19 protein-coding genes are annotated in these 22219 nt (G+C 44.2%); 8 read left to right on the plus strand and 11 right to left on the minus strand.

Going from position 1 to position 22219, the window contains the following annotated elements:
• Positions 1–19: 19 nt before the first annotated feature.
• A complete protein-coding gene (locus tag NST45_RS16370; protein ID WP_038569940.1) occupies positions 20–316 on the minus strand; it encodes a metalloregulator ArsR/SmtB family transcription factor in 297 nt (98 codons plus the stop codon).
• Positions 317–445: 129 nt separating this feature from the next.
• Here NST45_RS16370 and NST45_RS16375 point away from each other — a divergent pair, with 129 nt between their 5' ends.
• A complete protein-coding gene (locus tag NST45_RS16375; RefSeq protein ID WP_076274987.1) occupies positions 446–1225 on the plus strand; it encodes a helix-turn-helix domain-containing protein in 780 nt (259 codons plus the stop codon).
• A gap of 47 nt (positions 1226–1272) precedes the next feature.
• Here NST45_RS16375 and NST45_RS16380 read toward each other — a convergent pair whose 3' ends face one another.
• The gene (locus tag NST45_RS16380; protein WP_076274988.1) at positions 1273–4140 is read right to left on the minus strand and encodes a glycosyl hydrolase 115 family protein; all 2868 of its coding nucleotides are present in this window, start codon (positions 4138–4140) and stop codon (positions 1273–1275) included.
• Positions 4141–4381: 241 nt separating this feature from the next.
• Between NST45_RS16380 and NST45_RS16385 the strand changes: the two genes are divergently transcribed.
• A complete protein-coding gene (locus NST45_RS16385; protein WP_339823208.1) occupies positions 4382–6124 on the plus strand; it encodes an SGNH/GDSL hydrolase family protein in 1743 nt (580 codons plus the stop codon).
• 86 nt (positions 6125–6210) lie between these two features.
• Here the strand turns inward: NST45_RS16385 and NST45_RS16390 are convergent, their stop codons facing one another.
• Entirely contained in the window at positions 6211–7161 is a 951-nt protein-coding gene (locus tag NST45_RS16390; RefSeq protein ID WP_249267666.1) for a methylenetetrahydrofolate reductase, read from the minus strand.
• Between the two features lie 239 nt (positions 7162–7400).
• Between NST45_RS16390 and NST45_RS16395 the strand changes: the two genes are divergently transcribed.
• Positions 7401–7799 (plus strand): cytidine deaminase, encoded by a 399-nt coding sequence (locus NST45_RS16395; protein WP_036689594.1) that lies wholly within the window; start codon positions 7401–7403, stop codon positions 7797–7799.
• Positions 7800–7933: 134 nt separating this feature from the next.
• Here the strand turns inward: NST45_RS16395 and NST45_RS16400 are convergent, their stop codons facing one another.
• A complete protein-coding gene (locus NST45_RS16400; RefSeq protein ID WP_076143249.1) occupies positions 7934–8308 on the minus strand; it encodes a hypothetical protein in 375 nt (124 codons plus the stop codon).
• Between the two features lie 157 nt (positions 8309–8465).
• Positions 8466–11138: an adenosylcobalamin-dependent ribonucleoside-diphosphate reductase gene (locus tag NST45_RS16405; protein ID WP_076100819.1), complete on the minus strand. Its 2673-nt coding sequence runs from the start codon at positions 11136–11138 to the stop codon at positions 8466–8468.
• Between the two features lie 386 nt (positions 11139–11524).
• On the opposite strand from NST45_RS16405, the gene NST45_RS16410 reads away from it, so the two are divergent.
• From NST45_RS16410 to NST45_RS16420, 3 genes are all read left to right on the plus strand, one after another.
• Positions 11525–13270 carry an SNF2-related protein gene (locus tag NST45_RS16410; protein WP_076100821.1) on the plus strand — a complete coding sequence of 582 codons (1746 nt, stop codon included), beginning with the start codon at positions 11525–11527 and terminating at the stop codon, positions 13268–13270.
• A complete protein-coding gene (locus NST45_RS16415) occupies positions 13267–14331 on the plus strand; it encodes a YqhG family protein (RefSeq protein ID WP_076100822.1) in 1065 nt (354 codons plus the stop codon). The genes NST45_RS16410 and NST45_RS16415 overlap by 4 nt, the downstream gene beginning before the upstream one ends.
• A 156-nt stretch (positions 14332–14487) precedes the next feature.
• A complete protein-coding gene (locus NST45_RS16420; RefSeq protein ID WP_076100824.1) occupies positions 14488–15510 on the plus strand; it encodes a hypothetical protein in 1023 nt (340 codons plus the stop codon).
• 68 nt (positions 15511–15578) lie between these two features.
• Here NST45_RS16420 and NST45_RS16425 read toward each other — a convergent pair whose 3' ends face one another.
• Positions 15579–15767 (minus strand): YqzE family protein, encoded by a 189-nt coding sequence (locus tag NST45_RS16425; protein ID WP_036689445.1) that lies wholly within the window; start codon positions 15765–15767, stop codon positions 15579–15581.
• A gap of 183 nt (positions 15768–15950) precedes the next feature.
• Between NST45_RS16425 and NST45_RS16430 the strand changes: the two genes are divergently transcribed.
• Positions 15951–16703, plus strand: a complete 753-nt coding sequence (locus NST45_RS16430; RefSeq protein ID WP_235219580.1) for an N-acetylmuramoyl-L-alanine amidase — start codon at positions 15951–15953, stop codon at positions 16701–16703.
• Here NST45_RS16430 and NST45_RS16435 read toward each other — a convergent pair.
• The 3 genes from NST45_RS16435 to NST45_RS16445 all read right to left on the minus strand — a co-directional run bounded on the left by NST45_RS16435 (position 16690) and on the right by NST45_RS16445 (position 19567).
• Complete coding sequence (locus NST45_RS16435) at positions 16690–17550, minus strand: divergent polysaccharide deacetylase family protein (RefSeq protein WP_076100825.1); 861 nt, start codon at positions 17548–17550, stop codon at positions 16690–16692. The two genes, NST45_RS16430 and NST45_RS16435, sit on opposite strands and share 14 nt — an antisense overlap.
• Before the next feature lie 105 nt (positions 17551–17655).
• Entirely contained in the window at positions 17656–18741 is a 1086-nt protein-coding gene (locus NST45_RS16440; protein ID WP_339823214.1) for a glycerol dehydrogenase, read from the minus strand.
• An 82-nt stretch (positions 18742–18823) separates the two neighbouring features.
• Positions 18824–19567, minus strand: a complete 744-nt coding sequence (locus NST45_RS16445) for an SDR family oxidoreductase (RefSeq protein WP_036689442.1) — start codon at positions 19565–19567, stop codon at positions 18824–18826.
• A gap of 68 nt (positions 19568–19635) precedes the next feature.
• On the opposite strand from NST45_RS16445, the gene NST45_RS16450 reads away from it, so the two are divergent.
• Complete coding sequence (locus NST45_RS16450; RefSeq protein WP_339823220.1) at positions 19636–20211, plus strand: hypothetical protein; 576 nt, start codon at positions 19636–19638, stop codon at positions 20209–20211.
• A 24-nt stretch (positions 20212–20235) separates the two neighbouring features.
• Here the strand turns inward: NST45_RS16450 and NST45_RS16455 are convergent, their stop codons facing one another.
• Both NST45_RS16455 and NST45_RS16460 read right to left on the minus strand, forming a co-directional pair.
• Positions 20236–20826 carry a TetR family transcriptional regulator gene (locus tag NST45_RS16455; RefSeq protein WP_036689440.1) on the minus strand — a complete coding sequence of 197 codons (591 nt, stop codon included), beginning with the start codon at positions 20824–20826 and terminating at the stop codon, positions 20236–20238.
• 455 nt (positions 20827–21281) lie between these two features.
• The gene (locus NST45_RS16460) at positions 21282–22211 is read right to left on the minus strand and encodes an alpha/beta hydrolase (RefSeq protein WP_051491620.1); all 930 of its coding nucleotides are present in this window, start codon (positions 22209–22211) and stop codon (positions 21282–21284) included.
• Between the last annotated feature and the right edge of the window lie 8 nt (positions 22212–22219).

Consider the following 22219-nt stretch of genomic DNA (forward strand, 5'->3'; position numbering starts at 1 on the left):
TTATAGGTTTCCGGACATATTATAAACTGTCCAAGAAACCCGGTAATAATTCGCTAAACGTATCCTCTCGAAGCTGGCTAATCTTATTCTGCCCCATACGTGTGACACTTACTAAATCAGCTTCATACAAAATCTTCAGATGGTAAGACACATTGGATTTGTCCATTCCCATAGATTCACCAATGGACCCACATGTATTGTTCTCCTTATGGAGATGAAGATAACGAATCATTTCAATTCGTTTCACTTCTGCTAATGCTTTAAAAATCTTCACTCGCTTTTCATCATCTTTTAAGGAATATTGTTCGATAGTCATAAAACTATTGTATTCTTCTGATTGCGCAAAGTCAATTTACAATCCCATTTCTTAATCGGTTTCATTTTTGTATAATATACCAATCGGTATTAGCGCGGCTCTATTTATTAGGAAGGAGGAGTGGTAGAAATGGACATTACCAAATATGAAAATCTTGTTCCCCGTGTTTTTTTGTTCGTTGATCGCAGATCCTTCCCGGATTGGGAGATTACGAGGAGTAAAATTGATTTCCATGATCTTACCTTCATCGTAGAAGGGAAGTCTGACTATTTTATTAATGGAGAGAAATTCACCGTTGAAGCCGGAGATATGCTCTATGCCCCTTCTGGCAGCATTCGGGAAGCTCAGACCTTTAAGGAGGCACCAATGCGTTCCTTTGCCTTCAATTTCTTCTGGGAGGGTGAGGACAATCATGTGCAGCTCCCTTTTGAGACTGTAACTAGGAATTGGAGAACTAAAGAGATTCTAGAGGATATTAAAGAATTCTCACATGTCTGGATGGGCAAACAACCTTTCTACAAAATGAAGGCCCGGGCCATCTTTCAACTGATTGTGTACCGCTTATTAAGTATCGCCCACCATCAAGAAACACCTCTGATAGATCTAAGAATCCAAAAAGCGATGACCTATATCATGGATCATTATTCGGAGGAAGTCACGATCAAGGAGCTGGCAGATTTGGTTGCCCTAAATCCCGTATATCTTGGTAAGCTATTTAAGCAGAACACTGGCTCCACCTATAAAGAATTTATAAACAAGGTGCGGGTGAACAATGCTGAGATGATTCTATCGGCTGGTGGTTTTAATGTGTCCGAAGTGGCAGCGCACTGTGGTTATCAAGATGTCGCCTACTTCAGCAACGTTTTCAAAAATATAAAGGGTTATCCTCCGTCATCTGCCCTGAAATAACGGAGGATTCGAAGCAACAACCCAGTTGTTCGCCCTTTTAATTCAACCTAACTAAGAATGGACGCCGTCCCGCTAGTATAAAAGCTCTCCTCCGGCCCTAAATAGGAATAAGGAAGCTGGGCAGCGGACAATACAAGCTTTTGCAGAACTAGACCCGCATCCAATCCGTAAAAGCGGAGGGTATGAAGACCCTTCGTTAAAGCATGGCTGGTGGTCACAGCATGAATATTGTCCATAACCGCGCGGCACCACGGTTCATTATCATGATTACCGCCTTCAAAGTTCGTTGGTAAAGTATCCTTAATCACGGGTGCCTGATCATCGAAACCTATCGCATACTTCAACCCACTAGTTTGTGACAGATTGTTTGTCGGCGCAATATACGCGGTTAAGCTATAATCAGTGTCCTGCTGCACTAGAATCCGATATTCCAGATAAGGTGCATCCTCCGGTTGTTCAAAAGATACAGCATCCGGATACATTTTAACCGAGGATAAAGAACGTCCATAGCTGTCAATGGTCTTCCATACCACCCCTGATTTCGAAACACGAGTTATGGTATGCTCCGCTTCAATGGACACAATATTATGGGTCTCGATGAAAGTCATCGGTAGCACATCCGGAATGTCTATCCAATCCACGGCTGCCTTCACCTTAACTATATTCCCGGCACCGGAGATCGTAATTTCGCCCGTCGATGTTTCTTTGACCTTCTCCCAATCTACGGAAACCTGAAGCGTCTCCCCTGCCTCAATCCAGCCGCGTATTTTCTCAAGCTTGATCCAATCCACGCTGCTCCGCACCTGATATTCAAAACCCGCTTCTCCACCGTTACTGATTGTTATGCGATAGTTTTCTTTTTGGAGATTTGTAATTACCGGAAGTTCAGCTGTGCCGGAAACATACGCTTGTTCCGTTCCTTCCACATCGACAATCATTAAAGAACCTTTGGCGGGAGTTTGGGTGTTTACATCCGGATAGTTCCACCCTTCTGCATTCCAATGTATATACCCAACATGAGGGGAACTCATCATTCCCTGCCATTTTCCATCCGAAATTCCGCTATTATAAACCAACTCCAGATACTTATCCCGTTCGATGGTTTCGCGGGTCAGAGCAGCGTAAGTATTTGCCAACATACTATTTCGTTTAGCGTATAGATGGTTCAGTCCAGCATAAATTTGCATTTTGACCACATTGGCCGAGGCAACAGCAGGGAAATATACGAGCTGGAAGTAAGCATCCTTTAGTTGTTCCGGGATTAGCTCATCGTATTTGCCGGCAGCCTTCTCGATCATCACCACTTGCTCCAGAACTCTGTGCGCCTCATTGTAATGGATAGGACTGAAGGTGGACGGATAAATAATTTCAGGCTTGCGCCGACCGTTCATCCGGGTATAATCACCTAACAATTGTGCGATTCCCAGACATGTCTCTTGTTCCAGCGCATATCCGAATTGCTGCTCTACCCAACGGTTGGTGTATTCCACAGTCCGATTGATTGCACCTGTCCCCCATGCCTCAAAATCGTAGGCCAAATCCAGAAAGTAGGAAATGGGCAATTCCATAGGCTTCAAATCCCCGACGTTCACAATCCATACATCACGGATGCCATAGTCGAATGCCATACACATTTGCTCCCAGACTTTTTCAAGCGGGGTCGTATTTAACCATTCATAGGAATGCGGACCACCATGATAGTCAAAATGATAATACATCCCCCATCCTGCGCTGCGGTTACGTTCGTTTTTCGTCGGGATTTTGCGGAGATTGCCAAAGTTATCGTCAGCAAGCAGGATCGTAACGTCATTCAGAACATCCCAGTCCTTCAACCCTTCCACCCCGGTAGTGCCATACCAGTACTTCTCAACTTCCTTATAAACGGCCAAAATTTGCGGTGCATGTTCAAGATTGTATTTCTTCAATAGTTCTTTTTGCGTAAGTATAATGTCCTTCAGCAGATCAATATTCTCCTGGTCGGAGCCCTCCAGCGCAGAGTCACTTTCCCCCCGCATACCTAGAGTAATCAAGTTATCAAAGTCCTGATTGCGCTTGATTCCGTCTTCCCAGAAATCTGTAATCGCCTGTTTATTACGGGCGAAATCCCATAGGTTACTTGTCCCGTATTGGCTGTATACCTTCTGCCATTCACTGCCTGCCCGGAATAAGGGTTCATGATGGGAGGTCCCCATAATAATTCCGTATTCTTGTGCATGCTTGGCGTTGGCAATCGGGCTGCTTTTACCATTCAGGCTGAATTCGGCGCTCCACATCGCCGGCCATAAATAATTCCCCTTCAAGCGAAGAATGAGTTCAAATACCTTGTCATAGAAATCTTCATTAAAGTCACCAAAGCTTTGAGTTACCCAAGAACCTAAAGACGGCCAGTCGTCATTCAAAAAAATACCTCTATATTTAACCGAAGGCTCCTTGGAGATCACATGAAGCTGGTTATCAGGAATGAACAATGCCGGCTTCTTCTCCGGCACAATATCCGCCCAGTACACCCAAGGACTAACTCCAATCTTTTCGGAGATCGAATACAACCCGTAAATCGTCCCCCGTTTATCACTTCCTACAATGACGAGCGCCTTGTCCACTCCCGCTGTGGGTTGTTCAACCACCTGAATTTTATAACATTCTCTTTTACCTTGGATGGCCGATACATCAACGGTTCCCTCCGCGATTAAATCATCGATAAAATCATTGCTACCTATCGATCCAGCGATTATGACTGTTCCATCCAATTCGTTCAATTGTGTATATATCTCAGGCTCTACCTCTGTTACCTGTTTAACATCTGCTGCAAAAGACTGTGCCACCCGGCGTAATCCCTCATAATCTTTCCCCTTGGGGTCCACGTAAATCTTGGCAGCACTGCCCTGCTTCACAAGGTGCAATTCCTTCGTAGGCATGATAATTCTCCCCTTAAGCATCCTATTTTCGTATGACTAGGCACATTATATAAGTAAGCGATTTCAACTTCCATGTGTAAACTAGCAACTTTTTGTAATTATTAAATGAAACTTTGTTTATCGGTTGAACAATCAGGATATTTGGTGTTACTGTTAACAGGTATTCTATCTAACAGAAGTATGTTTTTTGCAAGCGCATCCATAACAAGAAAAGCTTATACAAAAAGCGAGGATGATCAATATGAAAAACAATAACGGGATCATTACAGTAGGCAAGATTGAAGGTCCAAAAGCGCCCAAGGACCCGGCTGAACGCAGGAACGGTTTTTTTGTGCTCTACGAAACAGCGATTGAGGCGACAGCCCGGAACGAAGGTCCACCTTCACAGGAAGTTTATCTGGAAGGTAACTATCTAATCGACAAGGCCAGATATATTGGCGGCGTCACTGATGAGACAATACTGGAGCTGCTAGGAAACTGTGTTGGATTTCGCAAATTAGTCCATAGTATCGGAGTGTCTGTGAGAAGGGATCATGAGCAGAACGAGCCCATCTCTTTTCTATTGCAGAACTGGGGCAAAACCAGCAAATACGAAACAGGCAGCAGCATACGTGTGCCCTGTCCCTCCGACGGTTCTGAGATTCTCTTGAAGTTGGAGGATTTGGAATGGTCTGAAGAGGATGCAGTGCTCGGCAAATTCGCCTTTGAATTTAAACATGAAGGCGAACTGGCCATCGCGAGTATAATTTTTTATTTGCATGACGGTTATTCTGTACCAGAGTTAATCATTGAACCGCCCGTAGCGTTTGATTCTAACGAATACCGGGAGATCATTACCCAATCCTTGCTTCATCTGGGCAATAATAAAAGATTAAAAACTGCCATCCATAAGGCTATAATAGGTGAGGATGTCACGATCGCTTATATTGGGGGTTCCATTACTCAGGGAGCGGGCGCTAAGCCGATCCATAAAGAATGTTATGCCTACCAATCGTATCTGAGATTTAAGGAATTATTCGGTACGAATGGTGGCGAGAACATCCATTTTGTGAAGGCTGGGGTAGGTGGAACACCGTCCGAGCTTGGGGTCATCCGTTATGAAAGGGATATTCTCCGAGAAGGTTCAGTAACACCTGATATCGTGGTGGTAGAATTTGCGGTAAACGACGAAGGGGATGAAACGAAGGGCAACTGTTTTGAAAGCTTATGCCTAAAAATACTTTCCGCCGATAATAGACCGGCAGTAGTTCTCCTGTTCAGCGTGTTTATGAATGACTGGAACCTGCAGGAACGGCTCTCCCCCATTGGCCGGGCTTATAATCTTCCTATGGTTAGTGTAAAGGATGCGGTATCCGGGCAGTTCCGCCTAAGCAAAAATGAGGGGAACATCCTCTCGAAACGGCAATTTTTCTATGATATCTATCATCCTACTAATGATGGTCACCGGGTGATGGCTGATTGTCTAGCTTATTTATTCTCCGAAACCCACAAAACGCTAATGGACGAAGATGATCTCCTATTGGATCAACATCCGGTCATCGGGAATGATTTTGCGGGAACCCTCCTGCTGGACCGCAAAAGCCATATTGACGCAGGCAGGATCGAGGTGGGCGGGTTTTCGGGGATCGATACCGATTTGCAGCGGGTAGAAATGGATGCCAATCCTTTCGGAACTCCGGAATTCCCTCATAATTGGATGCATTCAGCGTCTTCTGGAGAACACAGCTTCAAGCTGACGATAACAAGCAAAAATCTCATCCTCGTATACAAGGATTCTGGCAGCAGCGAATTCGGCAAGGCGAACATTTACGTTGATGGTTGTCTTGTAGTCACCGCTGATCCACATGAGAATAACTGGACACATTGCAATCCGGTAATTCTTTATCAAAATGAGGTTAGCGGGGAGCATCAGGTAGAAATCAGAATGGTGCCGGAAGATCAGGACAAGTCTTTTACTATACTGGGCTTCGGCTATAATGTTTAATGAGTTGACCTAGTGATATATAACCTAAAAAGAAACCCATGGTCTTTAAATGACCTGGGTTTCTCAATATTTTGAGGAATCTTTTTCTATTTGGTGGGCAGCTTTTTATCTAAAATGGCCTTCACATCTTTAACAAGCTGTACGGACGCTTCAATCTCCAACTTACTTGTTGAAACACTTTCAATACTGCAACCAATAGGAATTCCCTTCTCCAGCCCGAAATCTAGTAATTCTTCAAAGATTTTTTGCGATAGCTGGATTGATTTATCCAAAATATCATTCGAGTATTTCAACTCGTTTTCTAACCATCCCGGGATACTGATCCCTAACCACTTCATAAATTGTAATGTTTTCGCTGTGCCGCATGGTGCAAGATTAAATAAAATAGGAACCATCTCAAAACCGTTATTTGTATAGTAATAATATAAATCAGACAATAAATTCTTAGATGCCTCTACATTATAAGTTGCCTGAGTGATAAAAAAGTTGCACCCATTGTTGGTCTTTTCGACAACCCGTATATGCTCATCATTCTTTTTTATATGTCTTTCCGGAATGACAACTCCACCAAAAGTTAAATTACTATTTAACTGTTTACTTAGCTCATAAGCATCTGGTAAATTCAATTTCACCTCTTGTTTACTTGACGAAGCGCCCACATACACTGAAAATCTATCTTCATTTTCGTCAGTTTTAACCCAATCCTCGAACTGGGCTCTTGTATCATTACCGACGCACCGGTAAATTATCTTTGGGACCTCCACCTGTCTTAGATATTTATCACCATAGACAGCCGGATCAATCGTTGGTAAATAGGGATAAGGTCTTTCATGATCCACTCTGTCTACTTCTTCCTGAACGTCGTACAGAATTAACGCATCTAAATCAAGGTTTTTAAGTCTTTCAACCTGTTTCTGGGCGATTTCCGAGACCTTTTCTGGTGCGTGGCTTGCCTTCGGTGGTGTCATCCCATATGTTATAATACCCGGTTTTTTGCTCAATATTTTTTGTTTAAATGTATTCTCTGCCGCTCCCACATTACAAAACCCCTCTACTCGTCGCTTTTAAGATAAGGTTACCATGGCGGGCTTAATATGTGTAACTTCTATTTACTATATCTAGTTATATTTTAAAGCTATGATTCCTTAATGATACTTATGGAGTAGTACATGTTGACAACCATTTGATGTGACTATAATATTAGAAGTCCTGCCAACCTTAAAGTTGGCGATAAGGGGACCGAAAGGTTCATTCTTATTTAAAAAGGGTGAGTATTATGAATAAAGAAGAATTAATGGAAAGCGCACGTAACACAAAGAAAGCTGCTTATGCCCCTTATTCTAAATTTCCAGTTGGAGCAGCCTTATTGCTTAAAGATGGAAATGTTATTAATGGAGTAAACGTAGAAAATGTATCTTTTGGCGCTACTAATTGTGCAGAGAGAACAGCAATCTTCACGGCTATTACAAAGGGCTATACTAAAGGTGATTTTCAGGCTATAGCTGTAGCAGGTGACACAATGGATTTTCTGCCGCCATGTAGTATCTGCAGACAAGTATTATCGGAATTCTGTTTGCCTGACATGCCTGTCTATTTAACCAATGAGAAAAAAGAAATCTTAGAGCTGAGTTTAAGGGATTTATTGCCTTACGCATTCAAAAATTTAGATATGTAAAAATAATTCCTCTCGTAGTGGAATAACAAAAAACACGCGTACCTGTGTTAGACAAGTACGCGTGTTTTTTGTGTTAAAAAGCTTAGCTAGACACGAGTTCACAGACCAGACACACCGCGTAAATACGTTGTTACTTACCAAATCGCAATTCCAACCTTATCTTTTTCTTTAAATACTACCTTTATCATCTCCAAAGCATTTCTTACCCTAAATTCAATAAATTCTTTATCATAGTCTGTATGTAGTTCTATAGTATCTAAATTATCAAGCAAAATAAGGAATTCACTTTCCAGTTTTTCTATTTCTTCATCAAATGCAAAAATATTCGTATTCTTTAAAGAATATATTAACTCACATCCGAGTTCACTAATTAAATCATTTCCCCAGAGAGTTTTTCTGCATGATTCGAAACCAAATAAATTATTGTGTGGTGCAGGTACCTGCTCCTCCAAAAAATTAGTATCTACAATTATACTTCCCTTTTGAATTACACTAATTATCAAACTCATATAGTTAAAACCTCTTAATGAACATCATCAATAATAAAAAAACAAGCGATTCATTGAGATAAAAGATTAACACTTCCTCTCGATGATCGCTTGCTTTTAGTAGCTATGCATAGTCATATTTCTAGTTTTCCCATAAAACACTTATTGGCTCTAACGTTTACCCACAACGACTATACCCGCAATTGCCACAAGTCTTACAGCCCTCAATATTAATCAGCGAGGCGCTGCCGCAGGATGGGCAAAGGTCACGGGAAGCCGTAGAGTGATTATGTCCATGATGACCACCATGTCCATCTTCCGTAGCTGACGGAACGCTCGATTTTATCTCCGCATTTAACGCTTCATTGAAATCCTCCAGCTCCAAAGTTGCTGCAATCGGAGCAGGTACATGATCATCATGAGCATTGTTCAGCACATGTGATTCCAGTGCCTTAGCTACAGCGTCAGCAATGGATTCAACACGATTCGCGCCGAAGCCGATAGCTCCTGATCCGCCAATGCCTTTCAGATGTTTGATCAACAGCTCAACTTTCTCACCATGATCTCCGTAACGGAGGAACAAGGAGCAGACACGGCCTAATGCTTCTGCCATAGCAAAGACGTCAGAACCTGCTTTACCTACATTCAGGAAGATTTCAGCCGGTATTCCATCAAGGTCATTGATCGTAATATATGCCATCCCAAATGGTGTATTGATCTTATAGGTAGCGCCGCGCAGAACCTGCGGACGTTTTTTGTATTGTTTATCCGCCTCTTTTGTAGTCACTTGAGGTGCAGGACTTGCTGCTACAACACTTGTGCTTGCTTCTACAGTAGTTGTAGCTTCCTCTGCCGCAACCGGAGCGGCTTCTTTAGCTGCGGTATCTTTTTTGTCTTCCTTCTTCGTGGTTTCCAGGACTTGAACGTCACGGCTTCCATCGCGGTAGATCGTAACACCCTTACATCCTAGATCAAAGGCCATTTCATATAGCTCAGCCGTCTCTTCAACCGTAAAGTCAGACGGGCAGTTCGCTGTTTTGGAAATGGAGCTATCTACCCAGCGTTGGATCGCTGCTTGCGCACGGATATGATCTTTAGCTGACAGATCCATCGAAGTTACAAAGTAGTCCGGCAGCTCTTCACCTGGATGAGCTTCAAGCCACTCTTGAGCGATTGGAACAAACTGTTCATCATAGCCAAGACGACTTTGACGGAAATATTTGAAGGCAAAATAAGGCTCAATTCCCGTAGAAGTCCCCACCATTGTACCTGTACTACCTGTAGGTGCTTGTGTAATCACTGTAACGTTACGCATACCGTGTTCACGAATTGCTTCGCCAACCTCTGGATACGCTTCGACTATATTTTTCATAAATCCGCTCATTAAATATTTTTCGGTATCAAAAGCTAGGAAAGACCCCTTCTCTCCAGCAATTTCTGCCGATGCAAGGTATGCTTCACGAGCCATAAAGCCGTATAGCTTGTCCAGAAACTCCAACGATTCCGGGCTGCCGTAACGGATGTTCAATTTAATCATCAGCTCCGCCAATCCCATGGTTCCGAGACCCACGCGGCGTTCCTTTTTCTGATTCGCTTCATTTTCCGGGAAATGATAAGGTGTTTTATCAATTACATTGTCCAGAAAACGGACCGAATAACGTGTTGTAGTCGCAAGATCTTCCCAATCCACATCATGATTTTTCTCATCGTAGAACTTGGACAGGTTCACCGCAGACAGATTGCAGACTCCCCAGCCTGGCAGTCCTTGCTCTCCACAAGGATTTGTACAAATAATCGGGTTGAAATACCAGCTGTTAGACATCTGGTTATAGTATTCCATGAACACGACGCCTGGCTCAGCGGATTTCCATGCCGATTCAATGATCGTACGCCACACGTCACGCGCTTTTACGGTGCGATAATGGATAACGTTTTTGCCGGCAGCTTTCCACTTGTCGAGATCGCCATCCCACATTTCGTTATATTCAGGATCGGTTGTATCCGGGAATACGAGATCCCAGTCCAGATCTTCTTTTACAGCCTTCATAAAACCATTGCTCACACATACCGAAAGGTTAGCATTAGTGACTTGGCCCATCGTTTGCTTCACGGTAATGAAGTCCTCAACATCGGGATGCCAGTCATTAATCATCAGCATGAGCGCACCACGACGGCTGCCGCCTTGCTCAATAAGCCCCGTAGTATAACTAAACAAACCGCCCCAAGATACGGAACCACTGGATGAACCATTAACCCCTCTAACAATCGCACGACGAGGACGCAATGAAGACAGGTTAATGCCCACACCGCCACCACGGGCCATAATCTCCGTCATTTCAGACAATGTCTGCATGATGCCGCCACGGCTGTCTTTTGGAGAAGGGATTACATAACAGTTGAACAATGTTAATTCTTCACTAGCACCTGCACCAGCCGCAATACGTCCACCCGGCACAAGCTTCCAATCATCCAGAATTGAACGGAATTTGCCCGCCCATTCTGCTTGAAGCTCAGGTGTCTTCTCTACAGAAGCCATCGCTGTGGATAGACGGTCCCACATTTCCTCAGGAGTTTTTTCTATATTAAGGGTCAACTTTTCAACATCCGATTTCACAAGTTCGCCACTGCGCGTCTTTACAGTTACGATTCGACCACTGCGCTCTACAATTTCTCCGACTTCCTTAGTTGGAAACTTCGGATCATCTTTGGTCAGCACCAATACAACGTCGCCTACTTTAGCATTGTTGCTGTCTGCATCCTTCCAAGCATAACGATCCAAAAATATTTTTTCACTTAGCCCTTCAAGGCGTTGCTTACGTTCCACTTTACTCAATAAAAAAACCTCCCGCATGTGTAGTAGATATTAGTTTCCGGTCCAAGGTATGGGCCCACAACAAAAACTCCCTTACCATCCTCCGCTGCTTAACAGGTGTATGTAGGAAGCTCATCTTGTCAATAACAAATACCAGCTAAGCACTCTATAAAAAATACATTTTCAAGCTTTTGTCACAATATATTGTGTGCGTCAGCTTTTAAACTATACCACATATTGTATCGAAGGTCTTATTCGAAAATAGAGTCAAGTTGCCGAATTATCGCAAACGTTGCTGCTTTTTCTCGCTCTTGCTCTCTTTTTTAAAGGCTATCGTGAAAAATAAGAGGTTATGAATTCTCTCGTTTACGAGCATACTACTCTTACGAATGGTGATATAAATCCGAGCTTGAGGAGGCTGCATTATGACGCAATTATTCCGTAATTCTCTACCCCAGCAAGGGGGAACACCCGCGCCGATACTGCCTGTTCCTCTTTCTTTTGACCGTAATTGGTTGCAAGATCTGGAGCTCAAACTGGAAAAGGGCGGCCCATGGGGAGACTACCGTTTATCTAAGCTTGCCGTACAAGGAGAGGAAACAGGTCTAGTAACGAGCTTCGATGAGCTGCAATGTATGAAGCATTTATCCGGCTTGTCCCCTCTTCCCCATCAGCTGGATACAGCGCATAAGGTTCTGTTCGAAATGTCAGGCCGCGCGATTCTTGCAGATGAGGTTGGACTGGGCAAGACCATTGAAGCAGGACTGGTGCTCAAAGAATATCTCGTACGCGGTCTTGTCTCCAAAGTGCTTATTCTCGTACCTGCTTCTCTAGTATTGCAATGGGTTCGTGAGCTGAATGCGAAATTCGGCATCACTGCTGTCGCTCAGAAAAAAGCCTATTCTTGGGGTAACGCCATAGTCGTCGCATCGATGGATACCGCCAAACGCGATCCGCATAAGGAAATCCTGCTGGAAAATGAATACGATATGTTGATCATTGATGAAGCTCACAAGCTGAAGAATAAAAAATCGACCAATTATCTATTTGTACAGCAATTACGCAAAAAATATTGCCTGCTGCTCACCGCGACTCCCGTTCAGAATGATCTGGGCGAACTCTTTAATCTGATCACTATACTGAAGCCGGGGCAACTTGGAAATCAGGGCGATTTTGCCTCGAATTTCGTGGTTGATAAACGCCAGCCCAAGAATGAAGGTCAACTGCGGGACGAGCTTTCGAAGGTCATGATCCGCAATCGCCGTGGTGAAGGTCCAGTTAATTTCACGAAACGAAAAGTCCGTAATATTCCCTTAGTTCTCTCCCAAGAAGAGAAAGATTTGTATAACAGTGTTACTTCCTTTGTCAAAGACCAGTATCAGGAATCCGGTGGCAATCTTAGCAGCATGCTTTCTCTGGTAACCCTTCAACGTGAGGTGTGCAGCAGCCGGGATGCCGTCTTTATCACTTTAGTTAATTTGATCAAAAAGCTGCCTACGGATTCACCAAAAAGAGACCGGATGATGGAGCTACTACAAACCCTCCGTACTGTTAAAACAAACACTAAAGCTGAAACAACCTTAGCCCTCATTCAAGAAATGAATGAAAAGGTCATCGTCTTCACGGAATATCGCGCAACTCAAGAATATTTACTGCAGTATTTCCGTGAACATGGGCTGATGTGTGTCTCTTATTCCGGCGGGATGAACCGTGGTAAAAAAGATTGGATGATGGATCTTTTCCGCGGCCGGGCTCAAGTTATGATTGCTACAGAAGCCGGTGGTGAAGGGATTAACCTGCAATTTTGCCACCATATGATCAACTTTGATCTGCCCTGGAATCCCATGCGGGTGGAGCAGCGTATCGGCCGTGTCCATCGGTTAGGGCAAGAAAATGACGTAGTGATCTACAACTTGTCTACTCAAGGCACGATTGAAGAACATATCCTGCATCTGCTACATGAGAAAATCAATATGTTTGAAATGGTGATTGGCGGGCTGGATGTAATCCTGGAACGTTTTGAAAAGAAGGAATCGCTGGAGAAGAGTTTATACAAAATCATGCTCGAATCCCGCTCCGACGAAGAATTGCGGCATGAGCTGGACCATATTGGTGAATCCCTCAGTGAATTGACACAGGGTATTAAAAAAGAAAGTGGGACTGCGACATGACCCTCACCGCACAGGAAGTACGCAAGCATGTGATGGACTATCTTGAAGCCACTGAATGCTCCATCATTGAGGCTTCGCCCCTTCACGTAACTGTGAAATTATCACCTAGAGCTGACAAAATGCTCACCGACCGGCCGTATTATTGGGGATTCGTGGAGCGCACAGGTGTAGATCCTGAGACCCTTTCTTTCACCTTTGTTTTTGATCCGGAAAAATACGACAGTCAAGCTGCAGTAGAGGTTCCCCCCATTGCAAATCGTAGTGCTGGCATCTTGAATCAAGTTGTCACCGGAAGCCTAGCTACAGGTGTAACAAACGATGCAGAGGCCAGCGCTGACTTACTCGATCCGGCCTCCTTGGGCTCAGAGGCAGTGAATGCTCCATCTACTGACCCGGAGGAAAGTATTCTAGCCCGCTACTTCGGCATTGTGCCGGCACTCCCACGAATTGGACCCGGGATGATCCGCAGAGAGGATATTATTTACGGAAGCAAGCGATTACAACAAATTTGGAACGCCGCTCGGGACGAAGGTAAATGCCTTTACTTATTTGAGGACCCGGGTAGCAGACAGCGGAACACGCTGTTCTCTGCCGCTTACGAACCATGGCTAAGTGTCTGCTATAAAGTGGAGATGAGCTGCGATTTGAAACGGGAAGAGCTCCATTATCTTGGCATCTCTCTAACAAAGGGAACCATCATTGATGATTTTAATGCAAAAGTTTCCACGAAAGAGATGATGCCACGCTTGCCGGAAAATGTGCATATCCAGCCTTACGAAATGACAGTAGCAGCCGCTACCGACTTATTGGAAACTCATCTTACCGCTCAGCTAGCCGAACTGGACTATACTTGGGCAGAACAGGCGCGTGAGCGGCTAAGGGTTGAGCTGGACATCATTGATGTCTATTATGGAGAGCTGTTGAAGGAGCCTGATGAAGAAAAACGCCTAGCGACACAAGAACAGTATAACCGTCGTCGCCAAGAGACCATTTGGCAATATGAGCCGCAAATCGCAGTTTCTGCGGTAACCTATGGACTGTTTCATCTGCGGAGCCTATAGAATGCGACCCTACTCGCTAAAAGCAGGCAAAAAAACAAGAGAACTTCCGCCTTCCGGCGCGACAGCAAGCAACAGCCTTTTTATAGCTTGTCCTCTACAATAAAAAGGAAGCTTATACTTTCTGATATTTCATAACAAAGAAAGGTGAACGACGCCATGAAAATAAGTGTACGGCGGAGGCTGCTTCTTGCAGGTCAAAGCTGCTTCCTCCTGCTTCTATGCATCGGACTCATCGCAACGAGCTCCGGTTCCTCTTCTGCGCTTGCAGCTTCCAGAGTAAGTGTAGTTGATTCAGTCACACAGGATTTGATACCTGTACTGCAGATGGATATCTTACCTTCACCCGGTACGGTCCAAGAATTTGCCAAGAGTACACTGAACAAGCTCGCAGCAGAAGCTCCATTTACAGCCTGGAAGGACGCAGGAATAGAATATTATCCTCTGGGTCCAGGTACTCATAGCTGGCTTGTCAACGTTATGAAAGGTGAACAGCGGATCGGTTACATGATCATTTCGGCTACGGATCAAGGTGGTTATATGCTTAGCGAATATGGAGCTGGCACTTACGGTCTCCCCTATAGTTTATTAGAACTGCGCCAATTTTTGGTGCAGGAAGGACTTATACCTTCATCTTTTACAGGCAAAATAAAACTTACAGCCTTATATGCACCACTTCTACCCGTATGGAAAATCGTCATTGACGATAAGACGATATTTATCAATGCTTCCGTGCCGCAAGTTTTGCCGTGGACGCTAAGTAAAGCGGAAGAAGTACTTAAAGGACAGCAGACAGAAACGGATGTAATCACTAACCTAACTACTGATTTGTCGCCGCTTTCTGCTTATCAAAGCGGAGGAACAGATGATCCTTATAAAAATATCATGTGGTTGACCTCCCCAAAACTGCTTGCTGTAGGTGGAGACAATATCGCCGCACTAATTCGTCCCAAGGAAAGTATTGCTTATCAATCCGCTGGCCGAAATGATATCGTAGGGGCACCTTTTATGATTACAGGTTATCAGAACTGGTCGATTGCTTCGAATAATACAAAAGCAATAAACAACATGCCCACCGTTTATGCAGCATCAGGACCAGAAGGTAGAAGATATTTACCCCTCACTGCCTTGCAGGCTATCGGAACACTGCACAAGCTGCCCGACAAAAATATCTATAACTAAACATAACAAATAACCTTCCGCTGCCACCCTCAACAAGGCACTGGAAGGTTATTTGTTATTTGTGAAATTCAATCCTTGTCACTGTGGCTCCATTTGCTTCGCCAGATCGACCAACCCAGCGGAAGCATACCGAACCATTTCTGTGACCACGGCTGCTTAGTAGCCGCTCTTCGAGCATGAATGGCACGCGGATCCTCGATATAAACAACTACCTTCTCAGTGATATACTTTACAAGCTCATCGCCGCCGGAAGCCATTTGTAACACCTCCTACATTATAAGTGAATTAAGATAACCAGCGTCGTTCCATGCTCTTAGTGTGCACCAGCGAGCATATATCTAAACTCTTGTCCCGGATTGTTCGAATAGGTTTACCTATTAAAGCACAATCTAACAAAGAATCTAGGGCACGAGGTTATTCACATGCAAGGAGGAGTTCATTTGAACAATGGGAGAAATAAAGCTTATTCCAAGACAGCAGCTGCAATATGCGGCTTACGTATTACTTTAACTACAGTTGGACTTCTAATGCTGTTTGTGGGGAGTGCATATGCTTCTGCAACTCCATCCAAACCCGTAGTGAATGATGAACGTCAGCATCTCTTAAGCCACGGCCACCGTATGATCTTAATTGATGCAGGACATGGGGGGATCGACGGAGGAACTTCCTACGGAAATATTCTTGAGAAGGATATTACATTAGATATCTCACGCCGATTATTTCTGCTGCTGCGCAGCGATGGATTTGATGTTGCCTTAAATCGTAATGGAGATTATGCCCCAAGTGATGAGAACCGCTGGCTGCGCAGTAAATCCCGACATCTGCGCGATCTTGCCCAGCGTAAAGAACTGGCTGAGACATTACCAGCTACCGTAGTGGTCAGCATCCATGTTAACTGGGCACCTTCTCCTTCCAAACATGGTCCGCTTGTATTATATCGCCAAGAAGGCCGCAGCTTTATCCTTGCCCAGACCATTCAGCAACAATTAAACAGTCTCTATAATATCCGTGCTGAGACAAGACCGGGTAAGCCCTTTTATTTACTCAACAAAATAACCGCCACAACTGTAATTGTTGAGGCGGGTTTTGTAAGCAGTCCGACAGATCGCGAAAAGCTATGCACCCCTAAAGGGCAACAAGAAATTGCAGAAGCGATTGCTGGCGGCATAGTAGCTTATCTTATGGAAGTGTAGGATTCGAGTTCCAGTTCATTTCGTTTTTGACTAGATCAGAAATGCCTATAAATTCAACATCATCTTTTATTTGCTCAACACCGCTGCGGATGCCTGCGGCGGTTTCTTTTCCATATACACCAACATGACCAATGGTTACGCAGAATCGTTGATCCTTCGCCAGGTTATTTACGAGGCCCATTTGTTTCAGGACATGATTGGCTGTGTGTGTATCATCCAAAAAGATATGATTCTCTACACGCGGCAGCCCCATTCGATAAGCCATATTGCCAGCAACAGAACGGTAGTTGGTTTTACTGTCCACAAAAAACAATCCCCGCTCTTTGCACACGGATAAGATCACACCCATAATCCGTTCGTCCCCGGTAATCTTAGAGCCCATGTGGTTGTTTATGCCGATAGCATAAGGCACATTATCGAGTGCTGCCTCTACTTTTTGACGGACTTCCTCATCAGACATCTTGGCCAGTACAGCTCCTGGTCCAAGCCATTTAGGATTACCTTGGCGCGGCTCCATCGGTAAGTGGAGAAGAACATCATCTCCGCGTTCATGCGCGCGTGTGGCATCCTTCACAGATGTAGGCAAAAAGGGCATGACCGCCACCGTGAGCTTAATCGGCAGTGAAAACATTTCATCCGTCCCCTTCATGTCATTGCCGAAATCGTCAATAATAATTACGACCTTATTACGTCGAGATGCCTTCTCTTCACTTGGTGTGTTTGTAGGGTTGTCTCTGGACTCGGCAGCTGAAACAGACGGTACCACGGAACCGATTAAAGTAACCATTAGAGCAGCAACAGCAATCCAAATCAGTAAATAACGTTTGAAACTTCGACTGTCCTTCATCAAGAGGAACGCCTCCTTCGTCTTAAACAATTGTTCTCATTGTTTGGTTCACGAAGGTTAAATATGTACGAGGAAGGTTCGCAATAATTTACAGTCGAGTTTTTTCTATTGTCCCCGTGCGTCTGCGGCAAGAATAGCTTCCAGCACATCCAGTGCTTGAATTTCAATTGGCATATTCCAGATGGGGCTATCCTTAGAACAGCTAGCTTCAGCTACAGTCATCAACTGATCGATATCCTTATTTGTAATCCCAAGATCTTTGAGAGTAACGGGAAGGCCGATTTTTTTGCAGAAATCAATCACCTGATCAATCTCTTCATATGGTGCTTTCTCCAGTACAAGCTGAACGATCGTAGCAAAAGCAACCTTTTCACCATGAAGAGTATTCCTGCATTCCTCATGCAGCGTCAATCCATTATGAATCGCATGCGCTGCAGCAAGTCCGCCGCTTTCAAACCCAATGCCACTTAAGTAAATATTGGCTTCAATAATGTGTTCCACCGCAGGAGAGGTAATGCCTTGCTTAACATCTTTTAATGCCGTTTCACCCTCTGCTAGAAGGGTATCCAGACAGGCACGAGCTAATGAAAGGGCTGCAATTGTGCTAGTCCCACCTGCATGGGTAATAGCCCCAGATTCTGAGCAAGCTCTTGCTTCATAAAAAGTAGACAACGCGTCACCCATTCCAGCAACAAGCAATCTTGCAGGAGCTTTGGCAATGATATCGACGTCTACGATAACCAGATCGGGATTTCTTTTTAATGGAAGATAACAGTCAAAGTCTCCTTCATCCGTATACAACACTGATAAAGCGCTGCAAGGTGCATCCGTTGAAGCCACTGTGGGTACAATAACTACCGGGAGGTTACTCATGTGGCTTACTGCTTTTGCCGTATCCAGGGTCTTGCCGCCACCAATCCCTATAATGACTTCCGCATCCTTCAAGCCAAGTGCTGCAACTATCTCATTAACCTGATTACTGCTGCACTCGCCCTTGAATTCAGTCATCACTAGTGGCATTTCGTTCATTTCAAAACTGTATGTGATCTCTTTTTTGTACACAGAGAAAATATAAGGATCAATAATGGCATAAGCTCTTGTCGCTCCAAGCTGCGAACAATAATCTCCCAGCTTACGAATTTCACCATGTCCTTGTATATATTTAGTTGGTGAGCAGATGATCTGCGTCATGGTTCACTCCTCCTTTTATTTACATTCATATTAGAAGGATTGACCACATTCAGCTATTAAAAAGATCCCTTTAGCCACCAGCTTAAATAAATCCACCATTCACACGGATCGTTTGCCCTGTAACCCACTGTGATTCCTTGCTGGCTAAGAACAACACAATGTTTGAGATATCCTCAGGCTCGCCTAAACGTCCAAAGGAATTCATATTTCCCACGGTTGCAATCTCTTCCGCTGATTTCCCTACGGTAAATAACTCCGTATTCACAGGTCCCGGTGAAACAGCATTGATAGTGATTCCTTTTCGTCCAAATTCTTTGGCCAGCTGACGAGTGATTTGTTCCACTGCTCCCTTAGTTCCTGCATAGACGCTGTAGGTCGGGAACATTTGACCCGTAACGGAAGTTGAAAAATTGATAATCCGTCCGTTATCATTCATATATTTAGCTGCTTGCTGGCAAGCAAAAAAGGTGCCTTTCACATTAATCGCAAACTGCATGTCGAAATCCTCTTCTGTCATATTTAGAATCGGCTTCGTGATCATAATACCAGCGTTATTGACGAGAATGTCGAGTTGTCCATAGGCTTCTAGTGTAGTTTGGAATAACTGTTCAAGTTCTGCCACCTGGCTGATGTCTGCCTGAATAGCGACGGCCTCTCCACCCTTTTGCTTAATACCGGTTACGACTTCCTCGGCTTTGCCGGGGTTACTCGAATAGTTAACGACCACCTTCGCACCTTGTTGTGCCAAGTTCTCCGCAATCTCCCGGCCCATGCCTCTCGATGCACCTGTTACTAATGCTACTTTTCCAGCTAAATTGTGGTTCATATTTATTCCTCCTATTACTTTGTCCTTCTTGTTGGTCTGATTATAAATCGATCGATTACAAATTACAAGTGACATTTTTTAATATTTGTCATTCTAATTCGCTTTTCACATATTTTGCAACAGTCGCTCGATTCAGCCTAATCTACGGGATTTATACCGCTCATTCGCTGCTAGTCGCTCGATTCAGCCTAATCTACGGGATTTATACCGTTCATCTGCTGCTAGTCGCTCGATTCAGACTAATCTACGGGATTTATACCGTTCATCTGCTGCTAGTCGCTCGATTCAGCCTAATCTACGGGATTTATACCGTTCATTCGCTGCAAGTCGCTCAATTCAAACTAAACTGCGGGATTTATACCGCTCATTCGCTGCAACTCGCTCGATTCAGCCTAATCTACGGGATTTATACCGTTCATTCGCTGCAAGTCGCTCGATTCAGACTAATCTACGGGATTTATACCGTTCATTCGCTGCAACTCGCACAATTCAGCCTAATCTACGGGATTTATACCGTTCATCTGCTGCTAGTCGCTCGATTCAGCCTAATCTACGGGATTTATACCGCTCATTCGCTGCAAGTCGCTCAATTCAAACTAAACTGCGGGATTTATACCGCTATAAGACACAAAAAAACCTCCTGAACATCAGAAGGTTTTAATTAGATGCTACAAAGAAATCCCGGAAAGGAGCAAATCCCAAACAGAGGCGAAATCCTGATCAATCGTAGCCGACTGCCACTCTATAGCATGTGCTGGATGATGGTACCGCGAAGTAGCATTAAAAATTGCTCTAGCCGTTACCACTGGTTCCACCACTCTATACTCTTTGGATTGTATGCCTTTTTCAATAATGCCTGCAATTTGCCCAATTAATTGATCTACATGTAGGGTAATCATATCCACCGCTTCTAAAGTTACAGCTGCGTACATAGCAAACATTTCGGCATCATCCACAGCATAGGTGCGTTTACTACGAATCAGCGTGTCCATCCATAATCGGAGCTGCTCTTTGGCATTCCCATCAAAATGCTCTGAAATATTCTTTAAAGGCTCTGAAATATTATACTGCAACCATCTTTCGGTTACTGCTTCTCGCAAAGCAGATTTACTGGAAAAATGTCTATACAACGTACCATGACTAACTTTAAGCACCTTCGCTACATCAACAACAGAAGTCTTGTCCGGGCCAAAACGCCGGAGCACTTGTTCAGCCGCGTCCAAAATGTTTTCTTTTGATAATGGAAGATCATTCGACATATGTATTCCCCTCGCTCTATCTCTGGTGGTAATTATCATAGCATATCATGTTCAAAAACGAACTGACAATATTGCCACTTTGTCATTCGTTAAATCATTATCAGTATATACTCACACCCATTTATTAAACTTAGATACACGTCTGGTGTCTAATTCTCCGTAGCCCCCTTCCTACATGAATTCGGACTGAGGAGCCCTTATTTCCGAAAATCACCGTAATTCACCATGCTATCGGACTCAAATGCAGCTATCCACCCAAATCCCCACCTTTTCGGCGTTCTTATGTGCCAATAAGAGCTATGCAGTCCGAAAAGTTAGCCAAACAAGCTAAATTGAGCAAGGAGCTGCAATACGGTCCGTTACGATGAAGAAGCCCAGCATCTAGCAATCCACCTTCTGCGAACCTAACGATTTCGCCAAAAAACCTCCTTGATCTCTCAAGAAGGCGGGTAATATCAGCTGCTTTTTTCCTCAATTCGATCTAGCCTCGTTCTAACAAACTTACCGATATTCGCGATCGCTTCCTGCGCCTCTGGCAGCATATAAGCTAAAAAGTTAAAGACGCTCCACATGTTCTCCCATATTTCCAGTTCTACATGAACATCCGCGGCTTGTGCTCGTTCAGACAACCTCGTTGCATCGCTTAACAATACCTCGTGGTCGCCTACTTGAACAAGTAAATCAGGTAATCCCTGCAAATCCAACCTTAAGGGAGATAATATAGGAGCTAGTTCTGTCCGAGCACCTAGATAAACATCAATTATTCGTTTATTTCCTTCTATGCTGCCTGTTGGATCAAACTCCGCTCGACTCAGATACGATTCACCATCCAAATGGACGAGATCTGTATGCGGCGAGATTAAAAAAGCACCCGCCGGCAATTCCACACCCGCATCCCGTAAAGTAATCAACGTCATCAGCGCAAGGCTGGCTCCAACAGAATCCCCTCCAAGCACGACATTCCCGGCAGAATATCCATTCGCGAGCAGCCACAGATAAGCGTCTATACAATCTTCGTTAGCAGCCGGATAAGTAAACTCTGGTGCCAAGCGATATTCAATGGCTAGGATCTTCGTGCCACTAGCTTTTGCAATTCGTGTAACCAAATCTCGATAAAATTCACAAGTCCCAGAAATAAAACCCCCACCATGGAAATAGAGGATCACTTCATCAGCGGGTGGAGCAGATTTCACAGGAATAATCCACTCTCCACTTACGGGCCCAATCATGACCCGCTCGACGATAACATCCGTAGGAATGGGCATGTTCGCAGCCGTCGCGGCCATCTCCTGCCGTATTTGCCCGATAGACTTGCTATCCAATCGGTTGCTTTGTCGCAGATAATCTTTGATCGCTGCAAGCTGCTCTGTACTTGACTTTTCCATATAGTTAA

This window comes from Paenibacillus sp. FSL R7-0163 (assembly GCF_037969975.1).
Lineage (GTDB): Bacteria > Bacillota > Bacilli > Paenibacillales > Paenibacillaceae > Paenibacillus_AQ > Paenibacillus_AQ odorifer.

Excerpts from the sequence above, each read along its gene's own strand:
- NST45_RS16385 (WP_339823208.1), top strand. The coding sequence starts at position 4,382 with ATGAAAAACAATAACGGGATCATTACAGTAGGCAAGATTGAAGGTCCA.
- NST45_RS16415 (WP_076100822.1), top strand. The coding sequence starts at position 13,267 with ATGACCCTCACCGCACAGGAAGTACGCAAGCATGTGATGGACTATCTT.
- NST45_RS16435 (WP_076100825.1), bottom strand. The coding sequence starts at position 17,550 with ATGAAGGACAGTCGAAGTTTCAAACGTTATTTACTGATTTGGATTGCT.
- NST45_RS16400 (WP_076143249.1), bottom strand. The coding sequence starts at position 8,308 with ATGAGTTTGATAATTAGTGTAATTCAAAAGGGAAGTATAATTGTAGAT.
- NST45_RS16420 (WP_076100824.1), top strand. The coding sequence starts at position 14,488 with ATGAAAATAAGTGTACGGCGGAGGCTGCTTCTTGCAGGTCAAAGCTGC.
- NST45_RS16455 (WP_036689440.1), bottom strand. The coding sequence starts at position 20,826 with ATGTCGAATGATCTTCCATTATCAAAAGAAAACATTTTGGACGCGGCT.
- NST45_RS16395 (WP_036689594.1), top strand. The coding sequence starts at position 7,401 with ATGAATAAAGAAGAATTAATGGAAAGCGCACGTAACACAAAGAAAGCT.
- NST45_RS16440 (WP_339823214.1), bottom strand. The coding sequence starts at position 18,741 with ATGACGCAGATCATCTGCTCACCAACTAAATATATACAAGGACATGGT.
- NST45_RS16375 (WP_076274987.1), top strand. The coding sequence starts at position 446 with ATGGACATTACCAAATATGAAAATCTTGTTCCCCGTGTTTTTTTGTTC.
- NST45_RS16425 (WP_036689445.1), bottom strand. The coding sequence starts at position 15,767 with ATGGCTTCCGGCGGCGATGAGCTTGTAAAGTATATCACTGAGAAGGTA.
- NST45_RS16460 (WP_051491620.1), bottom strand. The coding sequence starts at position 22,211 with ATGGAAAAGTCAAGTACAGAGCAGCTTGCAGCGATCAAAGATTATCTG.
- NST45_RS16380 (WP_076274988.1), bottom strand. The coding sequence starts at position 4,140 with ATGCCTACGAAGGAATTGCACCTTGTGAAGCAGGGCAGTGCTGCCAAG.
- NST45_RS16410 (WP_076100821.1), top strand. The coding sequence starts at position 11,525 with ATGACGCAATTATTCCGTAATTCTCTACCCCAGCAAGGGGGAACACCC.
- NST45_RS16370 (WP_038569940.1), bottom strand. The coding sequence starts at position 316 with ATGACTATCGAACAATATTCCTTAAAAGATGATGAAAAGCGAGTGAAG.
- NST45_RS16405 (WP_076100819.1), bottom strand. The coding sequence starts at position 11,138 with ATGCGGGAGGTTTTTTTATTGAGTAAAGTGGAACGTAAGCAACGCCTT.
- NST45_RS16445 (WP_036689442.1), bottom strand. The coding sequence starts at position 19,567 with ATGAACCACAATTTAGCTGGAAAAGTAGCATTAGTAACAGGTGCATCG.